27 protein-coding genes are annotated in these 19,774 nt (G+C 59.6%); 9 read left to right on the forward strand and 18 right to left on the reverse strand.

What is annotated here, in order from left to right:
* Positions 1-150: 150 nt before the first annotated feature.
* Entirely contained in the window at positions 151-2,199 is a 2,049-nt protein-coding gene (locus MHK05_RS02565) for a sucrose-specific PTS transporter subunit IIBC (RefSeq protein ID WP_239204641.1), read from the reverse strand.
* Between the two features lie 133 nt (positions 2,200-2,332).
* On the reverse strand, positions 2,333-3,541 hold the full coding sequence (locus MHK05_RS02570; RefSeq protein ID WP_239204643.1) for a glycoside hydrolase family 32 protein: 1,209 nt from the start codon (positions 3,539-3,541) through the stop codon (positions 2,333-2,335).
* Positions 3,542-3,561: 20 nt separating this feature from the next.
* On the opposite strand from MHK05_RS02570, the gene MHK05_RS02575 reads away from it, so the two are divergent.
* Positions 3,562-4,446, forward strand: coding sequence for a carbohydrate kinase family protein (locus MHK05_RS02575; RefSeq protein ID WP_239204645.1), 885 nt, complete (start codon positions 3,562-3,564; stop codon positions 4,444-4,446).
* Positions 4,443-4,835 (forward strand): hypothetical protein, encoded by a 393-nt coding sequence (locus tag MHK05_RS02580; RefSeq protein ID WP_023020560.1) that lies wholly within the window; start codon positions 4,443-4,445, stop codon positions 4,833-4,835. Before MHK05_RS02575 ends, MHK05_RS02580 begins: the two co-directional genes overlap by 4 nt.
* A gap of 36 nt (positions 4,836-4,871) precedes the next feature.
* Here the strand turns inward: MHK05_RS02580 and MHK05_RS02585 are convergent, their stop codons facing one another.
* The 4 genes from MHK05_RS02585 to MHK05_RS02600 all read right to left on the reverse strand — a co-directional run bounded on the left by MHK05_RS02585 (position 4,872) and on the right by MHK05_RS02600 (position 8,870).
* Entirely contained in the window at positions 4,872-5,714 is an 843-nt protein-coding gene (locus MHK05_RS02585; protein ID WP_239204647.1) for an ABC transporter ATP-binding protein, read from the reverse strand.
* 85 nt (positions 5,715-5,799) lie between these two features.
* On the reverse strand, positions 5,800-6,834 hold the full coding sequence (locus tag MHK05_RS02590; RefSeq protein ID WP_239204649.1) for a FecCD family ABC transporter permease: 1,035 nt from the start codon (positions 6,832-6,834) through the stop codon (positions 5,800-5,802).
* A gap of 5 nt (positions 6,835-6,839) precedes the next feature.
* On the reverse strand, positions 6,840-7,922 hold the full coding sequence (locus tag MHK05_RS02595) for a FecCD family ABC transporter permease (protein ID WP_239204651.1): 1,083 nt from the start codon (positions 7,920-7,922) through the stop codon (positions 6,840-6,842).
* Positions 7,923-8,870: an ABC transporter substrate-binding protein gene (locus MHK05_RS02600; protein WP_023020556.1), complete on the reverse strand. Its 948-nt coding sequence runs from the start codon at positions 8,868-8,870 to the stop codon at positions 7,923-7,925. It abuts the gene before it with no gap.
* A 100-nt stretch (positions 8,871-8,970) separates the two neighbouring features.
* Between MHK05_RS02600 and MHK05_RS02605 the strand changes: the two genes are divergently transcribed.
* A complete protein-coding gene (locus MHK05_RS02605) occupies positions 8,971-9,792 on the forward strand; it encodes a siderophore-interacting protein (protein WP_239204653.1) in 822 nt (273 codons plus the stop codon).
* Between the two features lie 72 nt (positions 9,793-9,864).
* On the opposite strand, the gene rpsQ is transcribed toward MHK05_RS02605, so the two are convergent.
* From rpsQ to rpsJ, 11 genes are read right to left on the reverse strand one after another with little or no spacing between them, the layout of a single operon-like run.
* A complete protein-coding gene (gene rpsQ, locus MHK05_RS02610) occupies positions 9,865-10,173 on the reverse strand; it encodes a 30S ribosomal protein S17 (protein WP_023020554.1) in 309 nt (102 codons plus the stop codon).
* A 2-nt stretch (positions 10,174-10,175) separates the two neighbouring features.
* Positions 10,176-10,406, reverse strand: a complete 231-nt coding sequence (rpmC, locus tag MHK05_RS02615) for a 50S ribosomal protein L29 (RefSeq protein ID WP_005322842.1) — start codon at positions 10,404-10,406, stop codon at positions 10,176-10,178.
* Positions 10,406-10,822: a 50S ribosomal protein L16 gene (gene rplP / locus MHK05_RS02620; protein WP_023020553.1), complete on the reverse strand. Its 417-nt coding sequence runs from the start codon at positions 10,820-10,822 to the stop codon at positions 10,406-10,408. The genes rpmC and rplP overlap by 1 nt, the downstream gene beginning before the upstream one ends.
* Before the next feature lie 3 nt (positions 10,823-10,825).
* The gene (gene rpsC / locus MHK05_RS02625) at positions 10,826-11,569 is read right to left on the reverse strand and encodes a 30S ribosomal protein S3 (RefSeq protein WP_023027807.1); all 744 of its coding nucleotides are present in this window, start codon (positions 11,567-11,569) and stop codon (positions 10,826-10,828) included.
* A complete protein-coding gene (gene rplV, locus MHK05_RS02630; RefSeq protein WP_239204655.1) occupies positions 11,569-11,931 on the reverse strand; it encodes a 50S ribosomal protein L22 in 363 nt (120 codons plus the stop codon). Before rplV ends, rpsC begins: the two co-directional genes overlap by 1 nt.
* Positions 11,932-11,934: 3 nt before the next feature.
* Positions 11,935-12,213, reverse strand: a complete 279-nt coding sequence (gene rpsS / locus MHK05_RS02635; RefSeq protein ID WP_005276936.1) for a 30S ribosomal protein S19 — start codon at positions 12,211-12,213, stop codon at positions 11,935-11,937.
* Between the two features lie 13 nt (positions 12,214-12,226).
* Entirely contained in the window at positions 12,227-13,063 is an 837-nt protein-coding gene (gene rplB, locus MHK05_RS02640) for a 50S ribosomal protein L2 (RefSeq protein ID WP_023020551.1), read from the reverse strand.
* A 35-nt stretch (positions 13,064-13,098) separates the two neighbouring features.
* On the reverse strand, positions 13,099-13,401 hold the full coding sequence (gene rplW / locus MHK05_RS02645) for a 50S ribosomal protein L23 (protein WP_023020550.1): 303 nt from the start codon (positions 13,399-13,401) through the stop codon (positions 13,099-13,101).
* Positions 13,401-14,054: a 50S ribosomal protein L4 gene (gene rplD / locus MHK05_RS02650; protein ID WP_005322847.1), complete on the reverse strand. Its 654-nt coding sequence runs from the start codon at positions 14,052-14,054 to the stop codon at positions 13,401-13,403. The genes rplW and rplD overlap by 1 nt, the downstream gene beginning before the upstream one ends.
* Positions 14,051-14,707 (reverse strand): 50S ribosomal protein L3, encoded by a 657-nt coding sequence (gene rplC, locus MHK05_RS02655; protein ID WP_239204657.1) that lies wholly within the window; start codon positions 14,705-14,707, stop codon positions 14,051-14,053. The genes rplD and rplC overlap by 4 nt, the downstream gene beginning before the upstream one ends.
* A gap of 23 nt (positions 14,708-14,730) precedes the next feature.
* Complete coding sequence (gene rpsJ / locus MHK05_RS02660; protein WP_003848085.1) at positions 14,731-15,036, reverse strand: 30S ribosomal protein S10; 306 nt, start codon at positions 15,034-15,036, stop codon at positions 14,731-14,733.
* A gap of 719 nt (positions 15,037-15,755) precedes the next feature.
* Between rpsJ and MHK05_RS02665 the strand changes: the two genes are divergently transcribed.
* The 6 genes from MHK05_RS02665 to amaP are packed head-to-tail and all read left to right on the forward strand — an operon-like array spanning position 15,756 to position 18,877.
* The gene (locus MHK05_RS02665) at positions 15,756-16,235 is read left to right on the forward strand and encodes an Asp23/Gls24 family envelope stress response protein (RefSeq protein WP_023020548.1); all 480 of its coding nucleotides are present in this window, start codon (positions 15,756-15,758) and stop codon (positions 16,233-16,235) included.
* A 5-nt stretch (positions 16,236-16,240) separates the two neighbouring features.
* Positions 16,241-16,588 carry a hypothetical protein gene (locus tag MHK05_RS02670; RefSeq protein ID WP_239204659.1) on the forward strand — a complete coding sequence of 116 codons (348 nt, stop codon included), beginning with the start codon at positions 16,241-16,243 and terminating at the stop codon, positions 16,586-16,588.
* 2 nt (positions 16,589-16,590) lie between these two features.
* Entirely contained in the window at positions 16,591-16,785 is a 195-nt protein-coding gene (locus MHK05_RS02675) for a DUF2273 domain-containing protein (protein ID WP_023020546.1), read from the forward strand.
* Positions 16,785-17,750, forward strand: coding sequence for an Asp23/Gls24 family envelope stress response protein (locus tag MHK05_RS02680; protein WP_023020545.1), 966 nt, complete (start codon positions 16,785-16,787; stop codon positions 17,748-17,750). The genes MHK05_RS02675 and MHK05_RS02680 overlap by 1 nt, the downstream gene beginning before the upstream one ends.
* Positions 17,743-18,309, forward strand: a complete 567-nt coding sequence (locus MHK05_RS02685) for a DUF6286 domain-containing protein (protein ID WP_239204661.1) — start codon at positions 17,743-17,745, stop codon at positions 18,307-18,309. The genes MHK05_RS02680 and MHK05_RS02685 overlap by 8 nt, the downstream gene beginning before the upstream one ends.
* Positions 18,302-18,877: an alkaline shock response membrane anchor protein AmaP gene (gene amaP, locus MHK05_RS02690; protein ID WP_023020543.1), complete on the forward strand. Its 576-nt coding sequence runs from the start codon at positions 18,302-18,304 to the stop codon at positions 18,875-18,877. Before MHK05_RS02685 ends, amaP begins: the two co-directional genes overlap by 8 nt.
* On the opposite strand, the gene MHK05_RS02695 is transcribed toward amaP, so the two are convergent.
* Entirely contained in the window at positions 18,866-19,564 is a 699-nt protein-coding gene (locus MHK05_RS02695; protein WP_023020542.1) for a hypothetical protein, read from the reverse strand. The two genes, amaP and MHK05_RS02695, sit on opposite strands and share 12 nt — an antisense overlap.
* Between the last annotated feature and the right edge of the window lie 210 nt (positions 19,565-19,774).

Genomic DNA, 19,774 nt, shown 5'->3' on the forward strand with positions numbered 1-19,774 from the left:
CGGCGCAGCTTTTTGCTGTGGACTCCCTGGTGCATCGCAATTCGCTTGGGCTCCAAATGAGCTTTTGGCCATGGGAGCACAGTTGTTTCTAATACACTAAAGGCCGAACTGGGAAGAAGTATCTCTCAGTTCGGCCTTTGTTCTTTAGAGCTAGCTGGTTGTACTGGAAGGCTCCTCAGTGGATGCAGGTGTAGCTGCATGGCCAGTGGTTGGTGTGGATGCTGGCTCGGGCTTGGGATCCACGGTGAAGATATCGGTACCGGAGCCAATAAGTTCGCCGGGGCGGAAGGCCTCGGTAGGGATGACCGGGCCGGTCTTCTTCGAATTCGAGACAACCACCGGAGTGGTCACGGGAAGGCCGGCGGCCTTGATAGCGTCGATATCGAATTCGGCGAGGATATCGCCCCGCTTGACCTCATCGCCCTTGGTGACGTGGGAGGTGAAGTGCTCACCCTTGAGGTTTACCGTATCGAATCCGATATGCATGAGGATATCGATGTTGCCCACCACTGAGTCCTTGGCACGAATGGCATAGGCATGGTGGGAGGGGAAAGTAACGGTGATTTTGCCGTCGGCAGGCGCAACCAGCTTGCCCACGGTGGGCTCGATTGCCACACCTTGGCCCAGCTTGCCACCGGCAAACATAGGATCGCTGACCTGAGACAGTGGCACGGCGGTGCCCTCCAGTGGGGAGAAGATGGTGCAGGCATCGTCGGCAGCTACCGCAGCTGGGGTGGCAGCGGCAGCCTGTGCCTCGGCTGCGGGAGGATTGACCTCGTCCGGGTCGATGGAGCCATTCTTCCGAATGAGCACGCGGCCGTAGAGGTACGCGCCCACAAAGGCAATCACGAAGGAGATGACACCACACAGGAGGAAGGTCGGCACGAAGCGGGGGACGGAGACGAAACCGATGAAGCCGGCGGCGCCGAGGGCATCGGCAAGCACGCCAAAGATGGCGATGAAGGCAGAGGAAACGGCGGACGCCGCCATGCCGATATAGAACGGCCAGCGCAAGCGAAGGTTTACGCCGAAGATAGCGGGCTCAGTAATACCGAACAGGGCGGAAATGCCGGAGGCACCGGCCAGCCCCTTGAGCTTTTCGGAGCGGGCCAGGAAGTATACGGCGAGCGCGACACCACCTTGGGCGATATTGGCCATGGAGGCAATCGGGAAGATAAAGGAACCGCCCTCGTTCCACAACATCGTCTCAATCGGCGGGAAAGATTGATGCAAGCCGGTAATCACAATCGGCGAATAGACAAGGCCGAAGAGGAAACCGGCCACTGGACCGGCAAAGTCATAGAGGTTAGCTAGTCCCATGCCAAGCCAGTCGCCGGCCGTGCGCAGGATGGGCCCCAAGCCCATAAAGGTTAAGAAACCGGTAATGAGCAGCGTGAGCAGCGGGGTAAGCATGAAGTCCACCGTGCCCTTGAGGTGCTTGTGCAGGAATTTCTCCAAGGTGGCGAGGATCCACGAAATCACCAAGATAGGAAGGATGGAACCTTGGTAGCCGGCCTGGGCGACGTCGAAGCCAAAGATATTCCAATAGGACATCTCGCCGCTTTCAATCGCTTCAGCCACGTTGTAACCGCTGACCAAATCCGGCATGACCATCGCCATAGCCATACCGGCGCCAAGGAACTCGTTGCCACCAAAGCGCTTCGTCGCGGTAAAGCCGACGAGGATGGGCAGGAAGGCGAACGGCGCGGCGGCGAGCAAATTAACTAGCCCAGCAAAGCCTTCCCACGCCGGGAACATCTCGATGACGGATTTATCGCCAAACAGGCCTTCGGCCGTCAAGACGTTATTGAGAGCCATGAGCAAACCGCCGCCCAATAGGATGGGGATGAGCGGCACGAAGATATCCGCCAAGACTTTGACGGCCCGGCTAAACCAGTTGCCGGATTCAGCAGCGATGTCTTTTAGACGGTCGGTGGATACGGCCACGTCCTTGGAAATCAGGTTGGTCATTTCCTGGAAGACGATATTGACGTCACCAGGGCCGACGATGACCTGGAACATACCGCCAGCCTCAAAGGTGCCCTTGAGATCGGGGTCATTATCCAGCGCGGCGGTATCCACCTTGTCCGAATCTTGCAGCACCATGCGCAGGCGCGTGGCGCAGTGCGCGAGTGCGATGATGTTGTTTTCGCCGCCGAGCGCCTTAAGCGTGCGGGCGGCTACTTCCTTGTGGTCCATAGAAGAGCCCTTCAGTGTAATGGATCACATCCTGATACCGGACGTGACTACTTATGTCCATTACAGCTGGAATCCGGGCCTAAGTCCACACATTCGGGCGGAGTGTTGGCAACTTCACCGGTGATAGGTACACCTACCCGCGCGGTTCCCACCCCTGCCACGGTGACTCGCCAAACACCGCGAACGAAGCAGCAATCCGACCACCCCCGGCATAGACCTCAACGGCGCAGCCATCCGCAATCAAGCGCATCTCACCATCCGGGCAGTCGATGGGTTCTCCGCCATTAAAGGAAATGGTCCCGTCGCGTTGGGTGACACGGAAAGCTTCATCCCCGGCGGCGTCGATAAGAGCAAAGGAACCTTCGCCCTTGATATCGATGGTGGAGCCAAAGCCTTCGCGCCCGTGGGTCTCCGGCAAGGCAGACCACAGCGGCTCTTGGTGCAAGTAGTCACCCTCAAGCCAGATGCGGCGTGGCAGGGTCAAGGTGTGCACCCAGCCTTGCGTCGGAGTGTCATCCTGGGAGGGCATGCCCATCCACCCCAGCAGGATGCCGTCCTCGGTAGCCTGCGGCGCATAAAACTGGGTGCCGTGATCCAAGAGTGTAAAGCCGCGCTCAATGTGAAAATCCAACCCTTCGAGCGTGCCCACGACATAGCCGCAGCGGTCCGTTTCTGCTTGCGGGCAAAAGATGAGTACCTGCTTGTCCCCTAGCGTGAGGAGATTAGGACACTCCCACATATATCCGCCCGGCAGCTGGGAAGGATCATCCAAAACAATCTCGCCCTGAAAGTCCCACTGCGCTAAGTCCTGGGAGCGGTAGAGAACAATGGTGCCGCGTTCATCTTCGGTTTGGGCGCCGATGACCATCCGCCAACCGTCACCGTCGCGGGTGATCTGTGGGTCACGGAAGTGGCCCGTATAACCCTCCGGGGAGTCCGGGATGAGGGGGTTATTCTCATCGCGGAGATAGATGCCGCCTTCAGGGCCCGAAGGGTCGAGGGCGCGCACGCGGTTCTGCGAGGGAATGCGGCGGCCGTCTTGTTTCAGGTTGCCTGTATAAAACAGCCAGACATCGGTGCCATCGACCACCGCGCCGCCCGAATAGCATCCATCCTTGTCATAGGGCAGATCCGGGTATAAGGCATCCGGGTGGTGTTGCCATGGCGTGGGCGCGGAAACACGTGTGGTCGCATGGCCCCAGCCGGTGCGCTTGGGCTGGCGCGGGAAGGCAGGGTCATGCTGGTAGTAAACATGCAAGGTATCACCGTCTACAAAGACACCATTGGGATCATTGAGGCGGCCTTGTGGTGGGGCAAGGTGAAAATTGGGCCGGTAGTTCATATCACCGATACTATGAAAATATGACTATTCATGTGTGCGGTGAAGGGCTCGTGGACCTCGTTCCAGTAGCCCCTGGCAGCTTGAACGACCACACCCCGGCGCTGGGCGGCGGGCCATTTAACGTGGCCATCGCAGCCGCGAGACTGGGGGCGGACGTAGAGTTCCAGTCCCGCCTTTCTACCGATGGTTTTGGCCAGGAACTCGTTGGCCGCCTTAAGTCAGAAGGCGTGACCACCACCCACCTGCAGCGTGGCGATGAGCCCACCACGCTAGCCGTCACGACCATCCATGAGGACGGCTCCGCTTCCTATAACTTCTATATCGAGGGCACCGCCGACCGCTTGGTTGAGCCACACTTGGTTCCGGCCGATATCGCGTGCTTTGGCACGGTCTCCCTTGCCCTTGAACCTGGCGCCTCCCGCTATGCGCAACTATTGAAGGATTTTGCCGCACAAGGTACCTTGGTCGCCCTCGATCCGAATATCCGCCCGTTCTACGCCACCCAGGAGCACCGAGAATTCCTAGCGGACCTGCTCCCCCACGTCACTGTGCTCAAGCTTTCCGACGAGGAGGTGGAATTCCTCGGCACCGACCTCATTTCCCAGGTCCCCGTCGTCGTAATTACCCGCGGCGGGGAGGGCCTTAGCGTTCAGGCCGGTGACACTGCACTACAGGTGCCGACCGCAAAGGTCACCGTCGCCGACACCATTGGCGCCGGCGATACCATCATGGCCGCATTGTTGACCCAGATTGATGAGCGCGGGCTCGACGCCACCGCTTTGTCTGAACTAGGAGCTGCGGAGTGGAAGGAAATCCTGTCCTTCGCCGCGGCCGCCGCAGGGATCACCGTTTCACGCAAAGGTGCTAACCCACCACGGCGTGAGGAAGTAGAGTCAGCGCTATGACCTACACCAAGCGCACCCTGTGGCTGCACTCCGCGCTCTTTATCCTCGCGTTTCTCGCGTTTATCCTGCCCGTAGTTTTTGGCACCTCCGCTCTACTTCCTGTTTGGTTGACCGGCGGGCTGAGTTTGGGGCTTGCGGCTTGCACGCTTGTCGACGCCGCCTATAAATTCTTCGCCCCCGCCTCCCCTCGTAGCCTCCGCCTGCTCTCTGGTCTTGCCGGCCTCGTTCTGCTCATCGGCTGGGGCATCTGGGTCTATATCTACGGCAATATGGCGGCCGTGGGCACAGGTTCCTATCGAATCGGTACCTTTTTGCTCGGCGCGGGAAGCGTGCTCAATCTTTTTGTAGTGGCAATTTCCTTTCTAGATATACAAAGAAAGGTCAACTAGAGCGACTGGGCAACAGCCACAATTGGCAGGCTTCCACTAATGCGCCGCTACGACGCGGCGGGGAACAATGATGGGGGCATCACTATCCGGATCGTCCCAGGCTTCAGCCTCGATGCCATAGGCCTGCTCCAATACCTTCGGGGATAGCGCTTGTTTCGGCGCCCCGCGAGCGATAATTTTGCCGGCTTTCATCACCACCATGGAATCAGAATAGTGGCCGGCCAGCATGAGATCGTGCAGGACTACAACCACTGTTTTTCCCACCTGCGCCTGTGCGCGAGCCAACTCCAGCATGCGCATGGCATGGGCGGGGTCGAGAAAGGTCGTGGGTTCGTCGAGAAGCAGCACAGGCGTATCTTGTGCCAGTGCCAACGCCAGCCAGACGCGTTGGCGCTGCCCACCCGATAGCGAAGCGATATCACGATCGAGGAAGTCCACAATGTCGGTAGCCTCGCAGGCCTGCGCGATAGTCTCCCGATCCGTAGCGGAAAGGCCGCGCATCCTCCCCTGATAGGGATGACGCCCGCGCGCGACCAACTCGCCTACCCGTAGCCCATCGGGGGCCACGGGGTGCTGCGGCAGCAGCGCCACCTGCTGCGCGGCATCCTTCGCGGACAGCGCATGTAGGTCAGCGTCCCCGACCATGACGCTGCCCTGCCGCGGGGCCAGGATTTTCGAGAGAGTTTTCAGCAGCGTGGACTTGCCACAGCCATTGGGCCCAATGAGCGTGGTGACTTCGCCGGCACGGGCGTGCAGATCGACGCCGGCAAGGATGTCCTCGCCATCCTTATATCCCGCATGAATGCCGGTGGCGTGGAGACTGCACCGAGGCTTCGCGCTCGTGGGCTGTTTAGGCTGATTAGGCCGATTATTCGTCATATCTTTTCCTTCATCCACGTACGACTATCTAGCACCATCCGGCGCTGTGTTTGTCCGTTTCCCCCGCTGTGCCGCGGCGCAACGTTTAGCTGCGCCCGGCCGCATTCCACACCACTATCACCAAGGCGCAGCCGCCGATGACCGAGGAAACCGCACCCACCGGCGCGTTTACCGGGATAGCGCCAGCGATGACGGCGCACACGGTAAGCAACGCCGCGCCCGCGGCTGCCGACGCCAGCGGCGATGGCGTGGGGGTGCGCGCCACCATCCGCGCCAGGTGCGGCGCTAGCAGCGCGATAAACCCAATGGGTCCCACCACCGAGACCACCACGGCGCTGATACCGGTTGCCGCGATAAGCAGAAGAGAGCGCTGGCGGGAGATATTCACGCCCAGGGTGGTTGCGGAGGAATCATCATGGGCAAGCAACGGCAATTCCCGCGCGCACCAGATGCCTATAGCGAGAAACGGCGCTAATGCCGCCAGCAGAGGGAGGATGACCTCCATGCGCACAAATCCAGTCGATCCCGCAAGCCACGTTTGCGCCTCCGCAGCGCGCAGGACCTGGGCGCTGCGCATCAAATACGCCACGATGGCCTGAAACAGCAGCGATAAGGCAATACCGACGATGACGATGCGGTTGCTCGTACCGATGCCACCAAGGGTGGCGAGGAGGAGGACAACGAGGAGGGCGCCGATCGTCGCCAAGCATGCCCGCCACCAAAACTCCGGGATGCCCTCAGCGAAACTGGGGCGCGAATGCACGGTGCCCAGGACCACCAGCACCGATGCCCCGCCGGTAACGCCTAAAATATCCGGCGAGGCGAGCGGGTTGCGGGCCATGGTTTGCGTCCAAGAACCGGCCAGACCGAGGGCGGTGCCCACGATGACGGTGGCGATAGCAACCGGCAGGCGCAAGTCCCACACCACCCTGATGTGGCTCTCGCTGCCGCCGCCGGTGAGGACATCGATGACTTGCCGTGGGCTCAGTTCCACGGAACCTTGCCCCAACAATACTAAGTACGCGATAAGGGCGATAAGGATAAATGCCAACGTGGAAGCGAGCACGCGCGCGTGCCGACGGCGTTGCTGCGCTGTTAAAATTGTGCTGATCGTGGTCATGCGTTTTACCCCCACGTTCTGCCCATTCCTCGGTGGGCACCCCAAATGAGGAAGGGTGCGCCCACTACCGCGAGGACGATGGACATCTCCAGCTCCGAGTTACCCACAATGAGGCGGCCGATGATATCGGCGGCAAGCACGGCACAACCACCTAAGAGCGCGGAGGGCAAAAGCATGGTAGCAACGCTAGGGCCCACCACCCGCCGCACGATGTGAGGAATGGCAAAGCCGACGAAGGCAATGGGCCCCGTTGCCGCCGTTGCACTGCCGGCCAGCACCACGACGCTGAGCGCCGCGCCCACCCGCGCGGTGGTGGGGGACCCGCCCAAGGCGAGGGAGGACTCCTCCCCCATAGCCAAAAGGTCGAGGGGTCTGGCTGCCATCGCCGCGCACGCTAGGCCGATAACAAGCCCTATGCCCGCGATCGCGACGTCTTCTGGGCCGCGGCCAAAGGTGGATCCGATGGTCCACCGCCGCATGCTATCGAGGACGTCCGTGGAATAAAGGCCGATGATCATCGCGCCCGATCCCAAGGCGGCGGAGACGCCGGCACCTACCAGAACGAGCGTCAGAGGATCCTGAAACCGCCGCGATACGGCTAAGACCAGCAGCGTGGTAATACCCGCGCCAGCGAGCGCGAGGGTAGTCCGCATACCGGTGGAGGTAGCAATGCCGATGGCCGTGCCTATGGCAACAAAGAATGACGCACCCGCGGTAACGCCAATAAACCCTGGATCCGCCAGCGGGTTTCTGGTCCACGATTGCGCCAGTACACCGGCCACAGCAAGGGCCGCGCCGGCGAAATAAGCCAGGAAGGTGCGCGGCATGCGCAGGTTCCACACGATATCGTGGATATCCTGCTCCCCTGCTCCGTGCAGGGCGGCGATGACCTTCCCGGGCGGAATCGAGCGGGATCCTAGCGTCAAGGACGCCACCGCCAACACCAGGCTGGCGAGGATGAGGGCAACAAGGAGCAGCTTGTGACTCTGTGCCCGCGTCATTACCGGTGCGGCGGCGCCGGTGGCGGTAGGACTATCTGCGGTGTTATCCGTCTGGATTTTTTGGCCGACTTTCGTGGTTGCTGACAATTACAGCTTCTCTTCAAACTTATCTACTGCCCAGGGGATGGTCACCGGGTTCGGCATACTCATGGCATTACCGGTATCCGTATCCAGGTAGCGCACGCGACCATCCTTGACAACGTCGAGGCCTTGGAAGGTCTTATCCTTCTTCAAGGCTTCGGAGGAACCGTTGTAGTCCAGGACAAAGAGGTAATCAACCTGGTTAAGTTTTGCGTAATTTTCTGGGGCAATGTCAACGAAGAAGCTGCTGCCATCGCCCTGCAAGGCATCGGGGATCTCCATGCCAAGATCCTCGATGAATTGTCCGCGCCCGTCCTCCTCGGTGTAGAGGCCGATTTTGCCGTCATAAGGCATGACGATGGCCGCAGATTTATCCTGCAATTCCGTGTGCTCGCGGCGGAATTCCTCGAAGGCCTTTTCGGTGTCATCGATAAGCTTATCGCCTTCGTCTTCCTTACCCACCGCGTCTGCAATGGTTTCTACCTGCTTTTCCCAGGGCACCTGCCAGTCTTCATAGCCATCTGGCTTGACGGTGGTAGGCGCGATGTCTTCCAGGGATTCCTTCGTATGCGCATCCACGGCCTGGTTCACCGCAATGATCTGGGTGGGATCTGCCGCGGTGATCTGCTCAAAGGTATCCGCGGTGAATCCGGTTGCGGTGTTATAAATCACCTCAGGCTTTGCATCGCCCAAAAGCTTATCTGCCCAGGGGCCGACGCCGGAGGGATCGCCATCGCCCTCAGCACCCCACGGTGCCACCGCCACGGGAGTGATCCCCAGGGCAAGCAGCGTATCGGCGTCACCCAGGCCCAGGCTAGCCACCCGCTGCTCGCTGGAAGCGTCAGTAGCCTTAGCCGTTTCATCGCCTTCACCGCGGGAGCAGCCTCCTAAGGCTACGGCTCCGGCAGAAAGCACTGCTACTGCACCCAAACTACGACGGCCGAAAATCTTCACCAGGCTAGCCCTTTCAAGAAGGAGGAAAATAACTTTGCTTAGCCTATACCGCAAAGAGTAATTTAGGCAAGCCTTAGTTTATTATGAGTATATTAGACGCATGAACTCTTCCCCACAATCCGCCACGATGCGTCAACACGAACTCATCCCCGTTATTCTGACCGATAATAAACGGATCCGGCCGCGCCTGCACCGCCTGACGTTTTATGCCGAGGCATTCCGGACATACACCCTCTCCGGACCCGATGAATTCTTTGGACTCGTCATGCCACAAGCCGGACAGGAATTTAGGCCCTTCCCCGTCGACGGCATAAACCTCCGCTCGGCGGTAAGCGCGATTTGCGAGGAGAGGCGTCCGGACCTGCGCTGGTATACCATCCGCGCGCTCCATTCAGAAGAGGCCACAGTCGATGTCGACGTGGTCACCCACGGCGATTCCGGACCTGGCTCGCGGTGGATTCGCCGCGCACGAGCCGGCGATACGGCGGGATTCTTTACGTGCAACGACTTGTGGCGACCAACCGAGTCGGCACAACTTCTAGTCGCCGATGCATCCGCCCTGCCCGCCCTGCGGCACATCTTGGCCTACCAAGAAAACCATAACCCGGCGATGCTTCGAGCCACCGACGTTATGGCCGTGGTAACCAGCGAGGACGAGGTAGAGCCGGGCCTTGCAACTCGGTGGGAGACAAGCGTCCGCAGCCTGCGCATCATTCATACCCAACCGCGTCAGGAGGCGGATGCTGTCGTAGCCGCTCTAAGAGCGGACTATGCCCGTGCGCCGGGGCCAGGGTACGTGTGGGCTTCCGGCGAGGGGGAGCTAGCAAAGAGCGTACGAGGCCTCGCGGTGAATGAGTGGGGCCTGGATACCACCGACGTCACGTGGGTTCCCTACTGGTTTTATGGAAGGGCCCGACCGTAGCTAAGCCCGAAAACGGCGAAGGCCCCTACCCCGAACCATTAGATTCGGAGCAGGGGCTGCGCTGGCTAGTTTTTACTTAGCCTTCTCGATGATCTCAACGAGACGGAAGTGCTTGTCCTTGGACAGCGGGCGGGTCTCAGCGATGCGTACGAGATCGCCGATGCCTGCGGTTTCTTCCTCGTCGTGCGCCTTAACCTTCTTGTTAGAACGCATGATCTTGCCGTACAGGGCGTGCTGCTTGCGGTCTTCCAGCTCGACAACGATGGTCTTGTTCATCTTGTCGGATACTACATAGCCGGTGCGAACCTTAGGAGCGCCCTTGACCTTCTCCTTCTTCGGAGTAGGTGCCTTCTTGGAATCAGTCACGTTAGCCTCACTCATGATTAAGCCTCAGCTCCCGGAGCAACGGACAGGCCCAGCTCGCGCTCGCGCAGAACGGTGTAGATGCGGGCAATGTCGCGCTTAACCGTGCCGATGCGGCGGTTGTTGGTCAGCTGGCCGGTGGCCTTCTGGAAGCGAAGGTTGAACAGTTCTTCCTTCGCATCCTTCAGGCGGGACTGCAGCTCAGCATTGTCGAGCTCACGGAACTCGTGGGCGGGGGTACCGGTTGCCATTAGAACTGGTCCTCCTTCTTGATGATACGGACCTTGCAAGGAAGCTTCTGGCCAGCGCGGCGCAGAGCCTCAATTGCAACGGCATCGTTCGGATAGCTCATCTCGAAAAGTACGCGGCCCGGCTTAACGTTAGCCACCCACTTCTCAACCGGGCCCTTACCGGAACCCATACGAACGCCGAGCGGCTTCTGGGTCAACGGACGGTCCGGGAAGATGTTGATCCACACCTTGCCACCACGCTTGACGTGGCGGTTGATGGCAATACGTGCGGCCTCAATCTGACGGTTGGTGATGTACGCCGGCTCGAGAGCCTGGATAGCGTAATCGCCGAAGTTGATGCGGTTACCGCCCTTGGACACGCCGCGACGGTTCGGGCGGTGCTGACGGCGGTACTTAACACGCTTAGGAATCAGCATGGATTAGCCCTCCTGCTTCTGCTGTGCACGCTGGCGGCGCTGGCCACCGCGGCGGGAGCGACCATTGCGGTCACGGCCACGGCCCTGTGCCGGAGCGTTCAGTTCGGACTCGCGTACGCCACCGACGACGTCACCCTTATAGATCCACACCTTGATGCCAATGCGGCCGAAGGTGGTGTGGGCCTCTGCGGTGCCGTAATCGATTTCGGCGCGAAGAGTGTGCAGCGGAACGCGACCCTCGTGGTAGCGCTCAACGCGGGACATTTCAGCACCACCCAGGCGGCCGGACAGCAGAATCTTGATGCCCTTGACCTGTGGCTGGCGCATAGCGGACTGGATAGCCTTGCGCATTGCACGACGGAATGCGACGCGGTTAACCAGCTGCTCCGCGATGGAGTGAGCAACCAGGGTTGCGTTTGCGTCTACCTGCTTGACCTCGAGGATGTTGAGGGCAACCATCTTGCCGGTGAGCTTTTCCAGCTCGCGGCGGATACGGTCAGCCTCAGCACCGCGGCGGCCAATCACGATGCCCGGGCGGGCGGTGTGAATGTCGACGCGGACGCGGTCGCGGGTGCGCTCGATAACGACGTCGGCAATGCCGGCGCGCTCGAGGCCCTTGTTGAGGTAGTTACGAATCTTGATGTCTTCGGCTACGTAGTTCGCGTAGTCCTTATCGGCGAACCAGTGGGTCTTCCAGTCGGAAGTGATGCCCAAACGTAGGCCGTGAGGATGGATCTTCTGGCCCATTACTTGGCCCCTTCCTGCTGGCTTTCGACCACCACGGTGATGTGGCTGGTGCGCTTACGAATCATGAATGCACGACCCTGTGCACGCGGCTGGAAACGACGCATGGTCGGACCCTCGTTGGCAAAAGCCTCGGAGATGACCAGGGTACGTGGGTCGAGGCCGAAGTTGTTCTCAGCGTTAGCGGCTGCAGAAGCAACGACCTTAGCAACTGGCTTGGAAGCACCCTGCGGTGCGTACTTCAGGATAGCCAGGGCTTCGCTTACGGACTTGCCGCGGACCAGATCGAGCACGCGACGTGCCTTCATCGGGGTGACGCGGACGTAGCGGGCCGTGGCGGATGCGGAGGTGATGGTCTCACTCATCGCTTATCGACGTCCCTTCTTGTCATCCTTGACGTGACCCTTAAAGGTCTTGGTTGGTGCAAACTCGCCCAGCTTGTGGCCGACCATGGAGTCCTCGATGAAAACCGGCACGTGCTTGCGGCCGTCGTGGACGGCGAAGGTGTGACCGATGAAATCGGGGAGAATGGTCGAGCGGCGAGACCAGGTCTTGATGACCTGCTTGGTGCCTGCATCGTTCTGAGCATCCACCTTGTTGAGGAGGTGCTCATCGACGAACGGGCCCTTCTTAAGGCTGCGTGGCATTGTTTACCTCCTCTTAGCGCTTCTTGTTCGGGCGACGACGGCGCACGATCATGTTGTTGGAGTAACGGTTCGGGTTGCGGGTGCGACCCTCCTTGTGGCCCCATGGGGACACAGGGTGGCGACCACCCGAGGTCTTACCCTCACCACCACCGTGTGGGTGGTCAACCGGGTTCATTACGACACCGCGGACGGTCGGGCGAACGCCCTTCCAACGCATACGGCCGGCCTTGCCCCAGCGGATGTTCATCTGCTCGGCATTGCCAACCTCACCAACGGTGGCGCGGCAGCGGATATCCACACGGCGGATTTCGGAAGACGGCATACGCAGAACTGCGTACTTGCCTTCCTTACCCAGCAGCTGAATGGAAGCACCAGCGGAGCGAGCCAGCTTAGCGCCAGCACCCGGCTTGAGCTCAACAGCGTGGATGGTAGAACCGGTCGGGATATTACGCAGAGGCAGGTTGTTGCCAACCTTGATATCTGCATTCGGGCCGGACTCTACGATGGTGCCCTGCTTCAGACCCTTAGGGGCGATGATGTAGCGCTTTTCGCCATCAACGTAGTGAAGCAGTGCAATGTTTGCGGTGCGGTTCGGGTCGTACTCGATGTGAGCGACCTTTGCCGGGATGCCGTCCTTGTCGTTACGACGGAAGTCGATCAGACGGTAACGGCGCTTGTGGCCACCGCCGATATGGCGGGTGGTGATGCGGCCGTAGTTGTTACGGCCACCAGTCTTGCTCAGCGGGCGCAGCAGGGACTTCTCCGGAGTAGAACGAGTGATCTCGTCAAACTCAGAAACGGAGGATGCGCGGCGACCCGGAGTTGTCGGCTTGTACTTACGAATAGCCATAATTCTTCCTTTTCCTTTCGGCTCTCCGGTGACGCTTAAGCGCCGCCGCCGAAGACGTCGATGGAGTCGCTGCCTTCACGGAGCGTCACATATGCACGCTTGGTGGACTTACGCTGGCCGTAACCGGTGCGGGTGCGCTTACGCTTGCCTGCACGGTTCACGGTGTTCACGGAGTCGACCTTGACGTCAAAGATCTGCTCTACGGCATCTTTAATCTGGGACTTATTGGAGTCCGTGGAGACGTAGAACGTGTACACGTTCTGCTCCATCAGACCGTAGGACTTCTCGGATACAACCGGGGCGATGATGATATCGCGTGGGTTAGAAATCTTAGCCATTAGTTCTCCTCCTTATCCGCGCCGGTTGCGCGGTTGATGAAGGTGTGTAGCGCCTCAACGGAGAACACAACGTCATCGGAGTAGAGAACGTCGTAGGTGTTGAGCTGGCCAGCGTCCAGGATCTGAACGTTAGGCAGGTTATTAGCGCTACGACGAGCGTTGATGTCCTCGCGGCCGATGACCAGGAGCACGTTCTTGCGCTCGGTCAGGGACTCGAGGAAGGCCTTAGCCGACTTGGTGGACGGCTTCTGGCCCGGTACGAGCTCTTCGATGACGTGGATGCGCTCGTTGCGAGCACGGTCAGACAGTGCACCGAAGAGAGCAGCCTTGATCATCTTCTTAGGGGTGCGCTGTGCGTAGTCGCGCGGCTGTGGGCCATGGACGGTGCCGCCACCGGTGTAATGCGGTGCGCGGATGGAGCCCTGGCGTGCACGGCCGGTGCCCTTCTGACGGAAAGGCTTGCGACCACCACCGCGGACATCGCCGCGGGTCTTGGTTGCGTGGGTGCCCTGGCGTGCAGCAGCAAGCTGAGCGTTAACAACCTGGTGCATCAGAGCAATGGATGCCTCGGTGTCAAAGATTTCAGCAGGCAGGTCTACAGAGCCGTTGGTCTTACCCTCGGAAGTGTGGACGTCTAGCTTGAGGTTGCTCATGCGTGTGCACCGCCCTTCACTGCGGTCTTAACGGTGACGAGGCCGCCGCGCGCACCAGGGATAGCACCCTTGATGAGCAGCAGGTTGGACTCGGCATAGATTTTCTGAATCTTCAGGTTCTGGGTGGTCACGCGGTCCTGGCCCATACGGCCAGCCATGCGCTTGCCCTTGAAGACGCGGCCCGGGGTAGCAGCGCCGCCGATGCCACCAACGCGGCGGTGAGCGGCCTGGTTACCGTGAGCTGCGCCCTGGCCTGCGAAGCCGTGGCGCTTCATGGCACCAGCGTAGCCGTGGCCCTTGGTCTTGCCGGTGACGTCAACGAAGGTGATGCCCTCGAAGATGTCAACCTTGACCTCTTGGCCAACCTCATAAGCAGAGGTGTCGTCCATGCGGATTTCCGCAACGTGACGGCGTGGGGTTACGCCAGCCTTCTTGAAGTGACCACCAACCGGCTTATTTGCCTTGCGTGGGTCGATTTCGCCAAAGGCGATCTGGATGGCGCTGTAGCCATCGGTTTCGGGGGTGCGAATCTGGGTGACAACGCATGGCCCTGCCTCGACGACGGTAACCGGTACAACGCGGTTGTCCTCGTCGAAGACCTGGGTCATGCCGAGCTTCTTGCCCAGAATGCCCTTGATCTCGTTTTCACTCATTATTTGTTCTCCACCAAAGTCGCTTACTGGATGTTCACGTCGACGCTTGCCGGAAGATCGATGCGCATAAGAGCATCAACGGTCTTCGGGGTTGGGTCGAGAATGTCGATCAGGCGCTTGTGAGTGCGCATCTCGAAGTGCTCGCGAGAGTCCTTGTACTTGTGCGGAGAACGAATAACTGCGTATACGTTCTTCTCGGTTGGGAGCGGCACTGGGCCGACTACACGAGCACCGGTACGGGTAACGGTCTCGACGATCTTCTTTGCAGAAGCGTCGATAGCCTCGTGGTCATAGGCCTTCAGCCGAATGCGGATTTTTTGTCCCGCCACGCTTATCCTCTTCCTCGCTTCCCCACTTTCACATTCCCGGCGTTTCCGGGGCGTGAAGCGGTGGGAAATTGCTTCTCGATTTCTCTATAACGTTGTCCGGGCTTGGGGGCCTGACACAACGCCAGTGGTCTGACTGTCATGACGACCAAGAGTTGCGGTACATGGCAAGCGCCAGAACGCAGTGCTCTCGACGGGGTACAAGACCCGTGGTCAAAGTATTGTGAAGAGGACGGTTTTCACGCATTACACGTGGAGAGTGTCCAATTCGTCTACTGCCGCTGTTTATTTGCCATGCCCCTTCTCCGGTCCATCTTCTCGGGGTGTCACTGCTCTAACGCGGACCTAGCCCGATCGAATGACCTTCCAGTCAATGTTTCAAGTTCCCCTGAAACATGGCGACAACGAAGGTGTCATGTTCGCTTTACCAGCTCAGCGTCTCCCCGAGACTGCGCTTGACGACGTCCGTCGCTCGCACCACATCTCGGTTCTCGCTGCCCTGTTAAAGCAACCTTTGTATTTAAGCATGTTGGGCTGCGGTTTTTCAAGCCGCGTATTAAACCGTGCCAAAAATCACGTTTTGGAAAATTTTGTTGCCTCGCACCCCACACTCGGCTGAGAAGTATCTAAACTCGGAGGCAATGGCTGTGGACTCTTTGTCCTGCCTAGATAGTTGAATATCGCGTTCATGCATTACCCAATAAAGAAAGGCTCACTCGCCCATGTCTGAAAACAAGACCCCTGCACAAAACTCTGACAACCAGGTTCCCGCTTCCGAGGAGCGCGAGGTCAATAACAACCTGGAAACCCAGTACGGTACCACCACCATCGATGATGTCGTGGTCTCCAAGATTGCCGGCATCGCAGCCCGCGAGGTTTCCGGCGTGGATTCCCTGGGCGGCGGCGGCGCCCGCATGATCGGCAATATTCGCGAGTCTTTCGGTGCTTCCGAGGACGTCCGCCAGGGCGTAGACGTAGAGGTAGCAGAAGGCTCCGCCCGCATCGAGATTGCAATTACGGCTGAGTACGGCGTGGCCATCCACGAGCTCGCTGAGGCTATCCGCCGCAACATCATGAATGCTGTAGAGCGCATGACTGGCCTGAGTGTCGAGCGCGTCAACGTTGTTGTTCACGATGTCAAGCTGCCGAAAGATGAGTCCGAGTCTGAAGACCAGGCTGCTTTGAACCAGGGTCAGGCCTAAGCCCAATGCCTGAGCCCCGAGCACATTTCGAGCTCGAGGTAAGCCACGCCCACGCTATTGCACAGGCCGTCACGAAGGTCCGCGGCGTCGCTGCACTCGACGGCGGTTCGTTCGGTTCGGTGAGTTTGTACCTCCCAGGCGAGCGCATCGTCGGTATGCGGCGACCCAATCCGCGCGACGATCGCCACCTGCAGATCAACATCCGCGTCGATATCAGCGCGGCGCCGGACCTTTATGCCTTGGCAGAAGACATCCGGTCCGCCGCACGAGGGGCATGTCCCGAACTGCAGCGCATTGACGTTGAGTTTTCTGACGCCGTGGATGGCTTATCCGCTGCTCCATCGAAGGAATAGATATGAAAAATTACACCACTTTGGGCATCATTTCCGGCCTTATTCTTGCCTTCTTTTTGCACCTAGGTTGGGGTCCGACCCTGCTCGCCGTACTCCTTGCTGCCATTGGCGGAATCGTGGGAGCACACTTTGATGGCCGTATCGATCTCACCTCGGTGTGGAATGGCCTCATCGGTAAGGAGAAAGGCCAAGGTTAATGACAGATAGTTCCACTCAGGGCCACACGCGTATCTCGCTGCGGACCATGGAACGCATCGTTACCGCCGCGATCGCTAGCGTCCCCGGCACCAAGGCCATAGAGGCCAAGCTAGCGGGCATCGGCGGCCGCGGTTTTCCACGGGTCTCGGTCCAAATGGACTCGGAGCGCGAGGTAGCGGCCGTCAACGCCACTATCGGCGTAGTGTGGCCCTCGCCGGTTACTACGGTGGCGGAGCATACCCGCGCCGCCATTTCAGAAGCCATCGCGGCACATACCGGTTATTCCACTACACGCGTTAATGTCACCGTTGGCGGTTCCGTTCCGGGCAATCGGGTAACAGCGGCAGAAGTGGAGCAGCGCCAGGTTGCTGCTGCCGTCGCGCCGCACATCACGCCCTCGCCGGTCTGGCAGCCGGTCACTGCCGAGTCGGTCAACGTACGCAGCATTGCCACACCGCAGAAAACACCGGTGCGCAGCGTCACTGCCCCGGACTCCGACATCGCGGTGCGGTCCGTAAACACTCCGCGCGAGGCTGAGGTACGCAGTGTCTCTGCTGATCTCCCTGACCACCACCTGCGCGAAATCTCTTCCCCAGGTGAACATGCGCTGCGGCCTCTCAAAGAGCCTAAGCCGGTACACGTTCACAGCGTGGCGGCACCGCGCCCAGCCAAGCTGGTCCCCAGCGGACAGGTTCGCCCGCTGTCGCGAAAAGTACAGGTATCAGCTCCTCGGCCGCAGCCGCTGCGTGATATCGAGATCCGCCACGAGTGGACACCGCGCCGCGTGCAGACCCCTAAGTCCGTTCCTGCGCGAAAGGTACAAGCCCCTCGACCACAAGCACTCAAACGTATTGAGGTCACCCCGGCCAACCCTCGCCCACTGCACGTGGATGTGCCACGGCCGGAGCCGTTGCGCGCCATTTCCATAAACCCCTACCGCCCACAAGGAGGCAACCATGGCTGAACAGCACATGCCTGAAAACTTTGGGCAGCAGCCGAAGGCGTCTCCAGCGGCGCGATCGTGGGCTGTGATTCTAGGGCTGCTTCTGATCGTCGCGGGCATCGTCGGCGTGCGCGAGACGTGGCTTGTAGGTTCTGGTTCCGATGCCCAATCGTGGGTACAGCCAGTACTTAACCTCATCGCCACTGAACAGCTGCAGACCTGGATGATTTGGGCCGGTGTCGCATCCATCATCGTCGGCCTTATCTTCCTATTTGCAACGCTAAAGACGCGCCGCACAACGCACCTGCAGCTGGCTTCCGATACCGCGTCCATGTGGATGCGGCCGGTAGATATCGCTCGCCTATCTTCGGCGACTGCTCGCCGCGTGCCGGGCGTTGCCTCCGCACAGACCTCAGCGGATAAAAAGACCGCTAAGGTCACCGTCAATGGTGATACCGACGATGCCGAGCTGCAGGGCCGAGTAGAGACCGCGGTTACGCAGTGCCTGGCGCACTTAAAGAATCCGCCACAGGTCACCGTAGCTGTAGAAAAGATTCCGGAGTTGGATAACAATGTCTAGAAAACTTGCTACTTTTGACCGTATCCTGCTCGGCCTGCTGGGAATAATCCTCATCGCTTTGGGCGTGTGGCCCATCCTTATCCACTTCAATGTGGAGTTTGCCAAGTACTTAGCCCTGTGGGTGGACCACGATGCGTGGAAGACGTTGGCGGACAATGACTGGTGGGTCTGGGCGCTGGCCGGTGGTTCCGCACTACTGCTTATCGTAGGCCTGTGGCTCGTGGTAGCTAACCTGCGCCACCGTCGCTTTAATAACGTGGAGTCTGCATCGTCTAATGACAAGGGATCTATCACGACGTCGATGAACGCTATTGCCGGTGCTGTGGCCCAGGATCTGGATGGAATTAAGGGCGTCGAGCACGTGGAGCGGCTCGTGGCTTATGACCGTGCCCGCCCTACCCTGCAGTACACGGTCACGGCCAATCCGGATACCCCGGTGGAGCGCCTTACTGGCGCCGTGGAGACCAATGAACGCGATTTCCGCGCGGCTTTCCCGGACGCGGATTTGGACACCATTTATAAACTGCAATTCAGCAAGGTTGGGCCTCTGAAGGACCTATCCGAATAGCGGGTTCGGGGTCTCTGCCACTAGGACCTCTTCAATGGCCCCCAAACGGGCCGATTCGCCGCCCCCGAGGATCACTTCCAGTTCCTCTCCGGGGCGGCATTTTTCTATTCGCTGCCAAGAATAATCCTGGCGAGTAACGCGGCGATTTTCCTTGGCAAATAGGTGTAACCCATGGTCAAGAACGCCAATGGCCCCGGAGAAGCGAAGAACAAAGACGAAATCGCCTAACTCCTGTCGCTTCAGGCCCTTGAGGTCTGGGCACGTAGTGCTCAACCGCATGAGGCTGGTAACCACGCCAAAGCGGTGCTCGAAGCCTTCTGTATCACGAATGGTAAAAGGCCGGCCGGGCCCGGTTGGGCGAATGGAATCATATGCCCATACCACGGGTTGAGCTTGTGGACGGCGCACGATGACGTGGGTGGGGGTGGCGGTAATGCGGTTAGTGGGGGCGTCGGCAAGCACCAGCCACTCCCCTTCCGCAATGCGTCCGTTATCCAAGGGCAGAAGCGGTGGATGCACGGCCGCTTGTCGCTGCAACTCCGCTACCAGCTCCGCATCGCTCGCACCCCAACCGATGCCCCGATTAGCCAGCATGGCAAAGAAGGTGGCGAGGCTGAGGTCGGGTTGGCCTTCCCAGGCGCGACGGAGGGACTCAAGAGTGGGATCGATGCGGGTGGGGTCATCCATATCCGCCAAGACTACCCAGCGCCGGCGACAGGCAAGCGGTCGGGGCGCGGGCGAAGATATTCACCCCCGAGTTAATTTCATTCAATTAAACAAATACTATAAGTGTTCAACAATCGCGAACGCCATATCCCCTGTTCATCGGCGCTTTATTGCACTATTCTCCCACCTCGCCACCTCCGCCAATACCTATCACTTTAAAGGGGATTTATA

Source organism: Corynebacterium nasorum, from assembly GCF_022347325.1.
Classification (GTDB): Bacteria; Actinomycetota; Actinomycetes; order Mycobacteriales; family Mycobacteriaceae; genus Corynebacterium; species Corynebacterium kefirresidentii.

Bases quoted from the DNA above. Each gene is read 5' to 3' on its own strand.
- MHK05_RS02565 (WP_239204641.1), bottom strand. From the start codon at position 2,199: ATGGACCACAAGGAAGTAGCCGCCCGCACGCTTAAGGCGCTCGGCGGC.
- MHK05_RS02570 (WP_239204643.1), bottom strand. From the start codon at position 3,541: ATGAACTACCGGCCCAATTTTCACCTTGCCCCACCACAAGGCCGCCTC.
- MHK05_RS02575 (WP_239204645.1), top strand. From the start codon at position 3,562: ATGACTATTCATGTGTGCGGTGAAGGGCTCGTGGACCTCGTTCCAGTA.
- MHK05_RS02580 (WP_023020560.1), top strand. From the start codon at position 4,443: ATGACCTACACCAAGCGCACCCTGTGGCTGCACTCCGCGCTCTTTATC.
- MHK05_RS02585 (WP_239204647.1), bottom strand. From the start codon at position 5,714: ATGACGAATAATCGGCCTAATCAGCCTAAACAGCCCACGAGCGCGAAG.
- MHK05_RS02590 (WP_239204649.1), bottom strand. From the start codon at position 6,834: ATGACCACGATCAGCACAATTTTAACAGCGCAGCAACGCCGTCGGCAC.
- MHK05_RS02605 (WP_239204653.1), top strand. From the start codon at position 8,971: ATGAACTCTTCCCCACAATCCGCCACGATGCGTCAACACGAACTCATC.
- rpsQ (WP_023020554.1), bottom strand. From the start codon at position 10,173: ATGAGTGAGGCTAACGTGACTGATTCCAAGAAGGCACCTACTCCGAAG.
- rpmC (WP_005322842.1), bottom strand. From the start codon at position 10,406: ATGGCAACCGGTACCCCCGCCCACGAGTTCCGTGAGCTCGACAATGCT.
- rplP (WP_023020553.1), bottom strand. From the start codon at position 10,822: ATGCTGATTCCTAAGCGTGTTAAGTACCGCCGTCAGCACCGCCCGAAC.
- rpsC (WP_023027807.1), bottom strand. From the start codon at position 11,569: ATGGGCCAGAAGATCCATCCTCACGGCCTACGTTTGGGCATCACTTCC.
- rplV (WP_239204655.1), bottom strand. From the start codon at position 11,931: ATGAGTGAGACCATCACCTCCGCATCCGCCACGGCCCGCTACGTCCGC.
- rpsS (WP_005276936.1), bottom strand. From the start codon at position 12,213: ATGCCACGCAGCCTTAAGAAGGGCCCGTTCGTCGATGAGCACCTCCTC.
- rplB (WP_023020551.1), bottom strand. From the start codon at position 13,063: ATGGCTATTCGTAAGTACAAGCCGACAACTCCGGGTCGCCGCGCATCC.
- rplW (WP_023020550.1), bottom strand. From the start codon at position 13,401: ATGGCTAAGATTTCTAACCCACGCGATATCATCATCGCCCCGGTTGTA.
- rplD (WP_005322847.1), bottom strand. From the start codon at position 14,054: ATGAGCAACCTCAAGCTAGACGTCCACACTTCCGAGGGTAAGACCAAC.
- rplC (WP_239204657.1), bottom strand. From the start codon at position 14,707: ATGAGTGAAAACGAGATCAAGGGCATTCTGGGCAAGAAGCTCGGCATG.
- MHK05_RS02665 (WP_023020548.1), top strand. From the start codon at position 15,756: ATGTCTGAAAACAAGACCCCTGCACAAAACTCTGACAACCAGGTTCCC.
- MHK05_RS02670 (WP_239204659.1), top strand. From the start codon at position 16,241: ATGCCTGAGCCCCGAGCACATTTCGAGCTCGAGGTAAGCCACGCCCAC.
- MHK05_RS02675 (WP_023020546.1), top strand. From the start codon at position 16,591: ATGAAAAATTACACCACTTTGGGCATCATTTCCGGCCTTATTCTTGCC.
- MHK05_RS02680 (WP_023020545.1), top strand. From the start codon at position 16,785: ATGACAGATAGTTCCACTCAGGGCCACACGCGTATCTCGCTGCGGACC.
- MHK05_RS02685 (WP_239204661.1), top strand. From the start codon at position 17,743: ATGGCTGAACAGCACATGCCTGAAAACTTTGGGCAGCAGCCGAAGGCG.
- amaP (WP_023020543.1), top strand. From the start codon at position 18,302: ATGTCTAGAAAACTTGCTACTTTTGACCGTATCCTGCTCGGCCTGCTG.
- MHK05_RS02695 (WP_023020542.1), bottom strand. From the start codon at position 19,564: ATGGATGACCCCACCCGCATCGATCCCACTCTTGAGTCCCTCCGTCGC.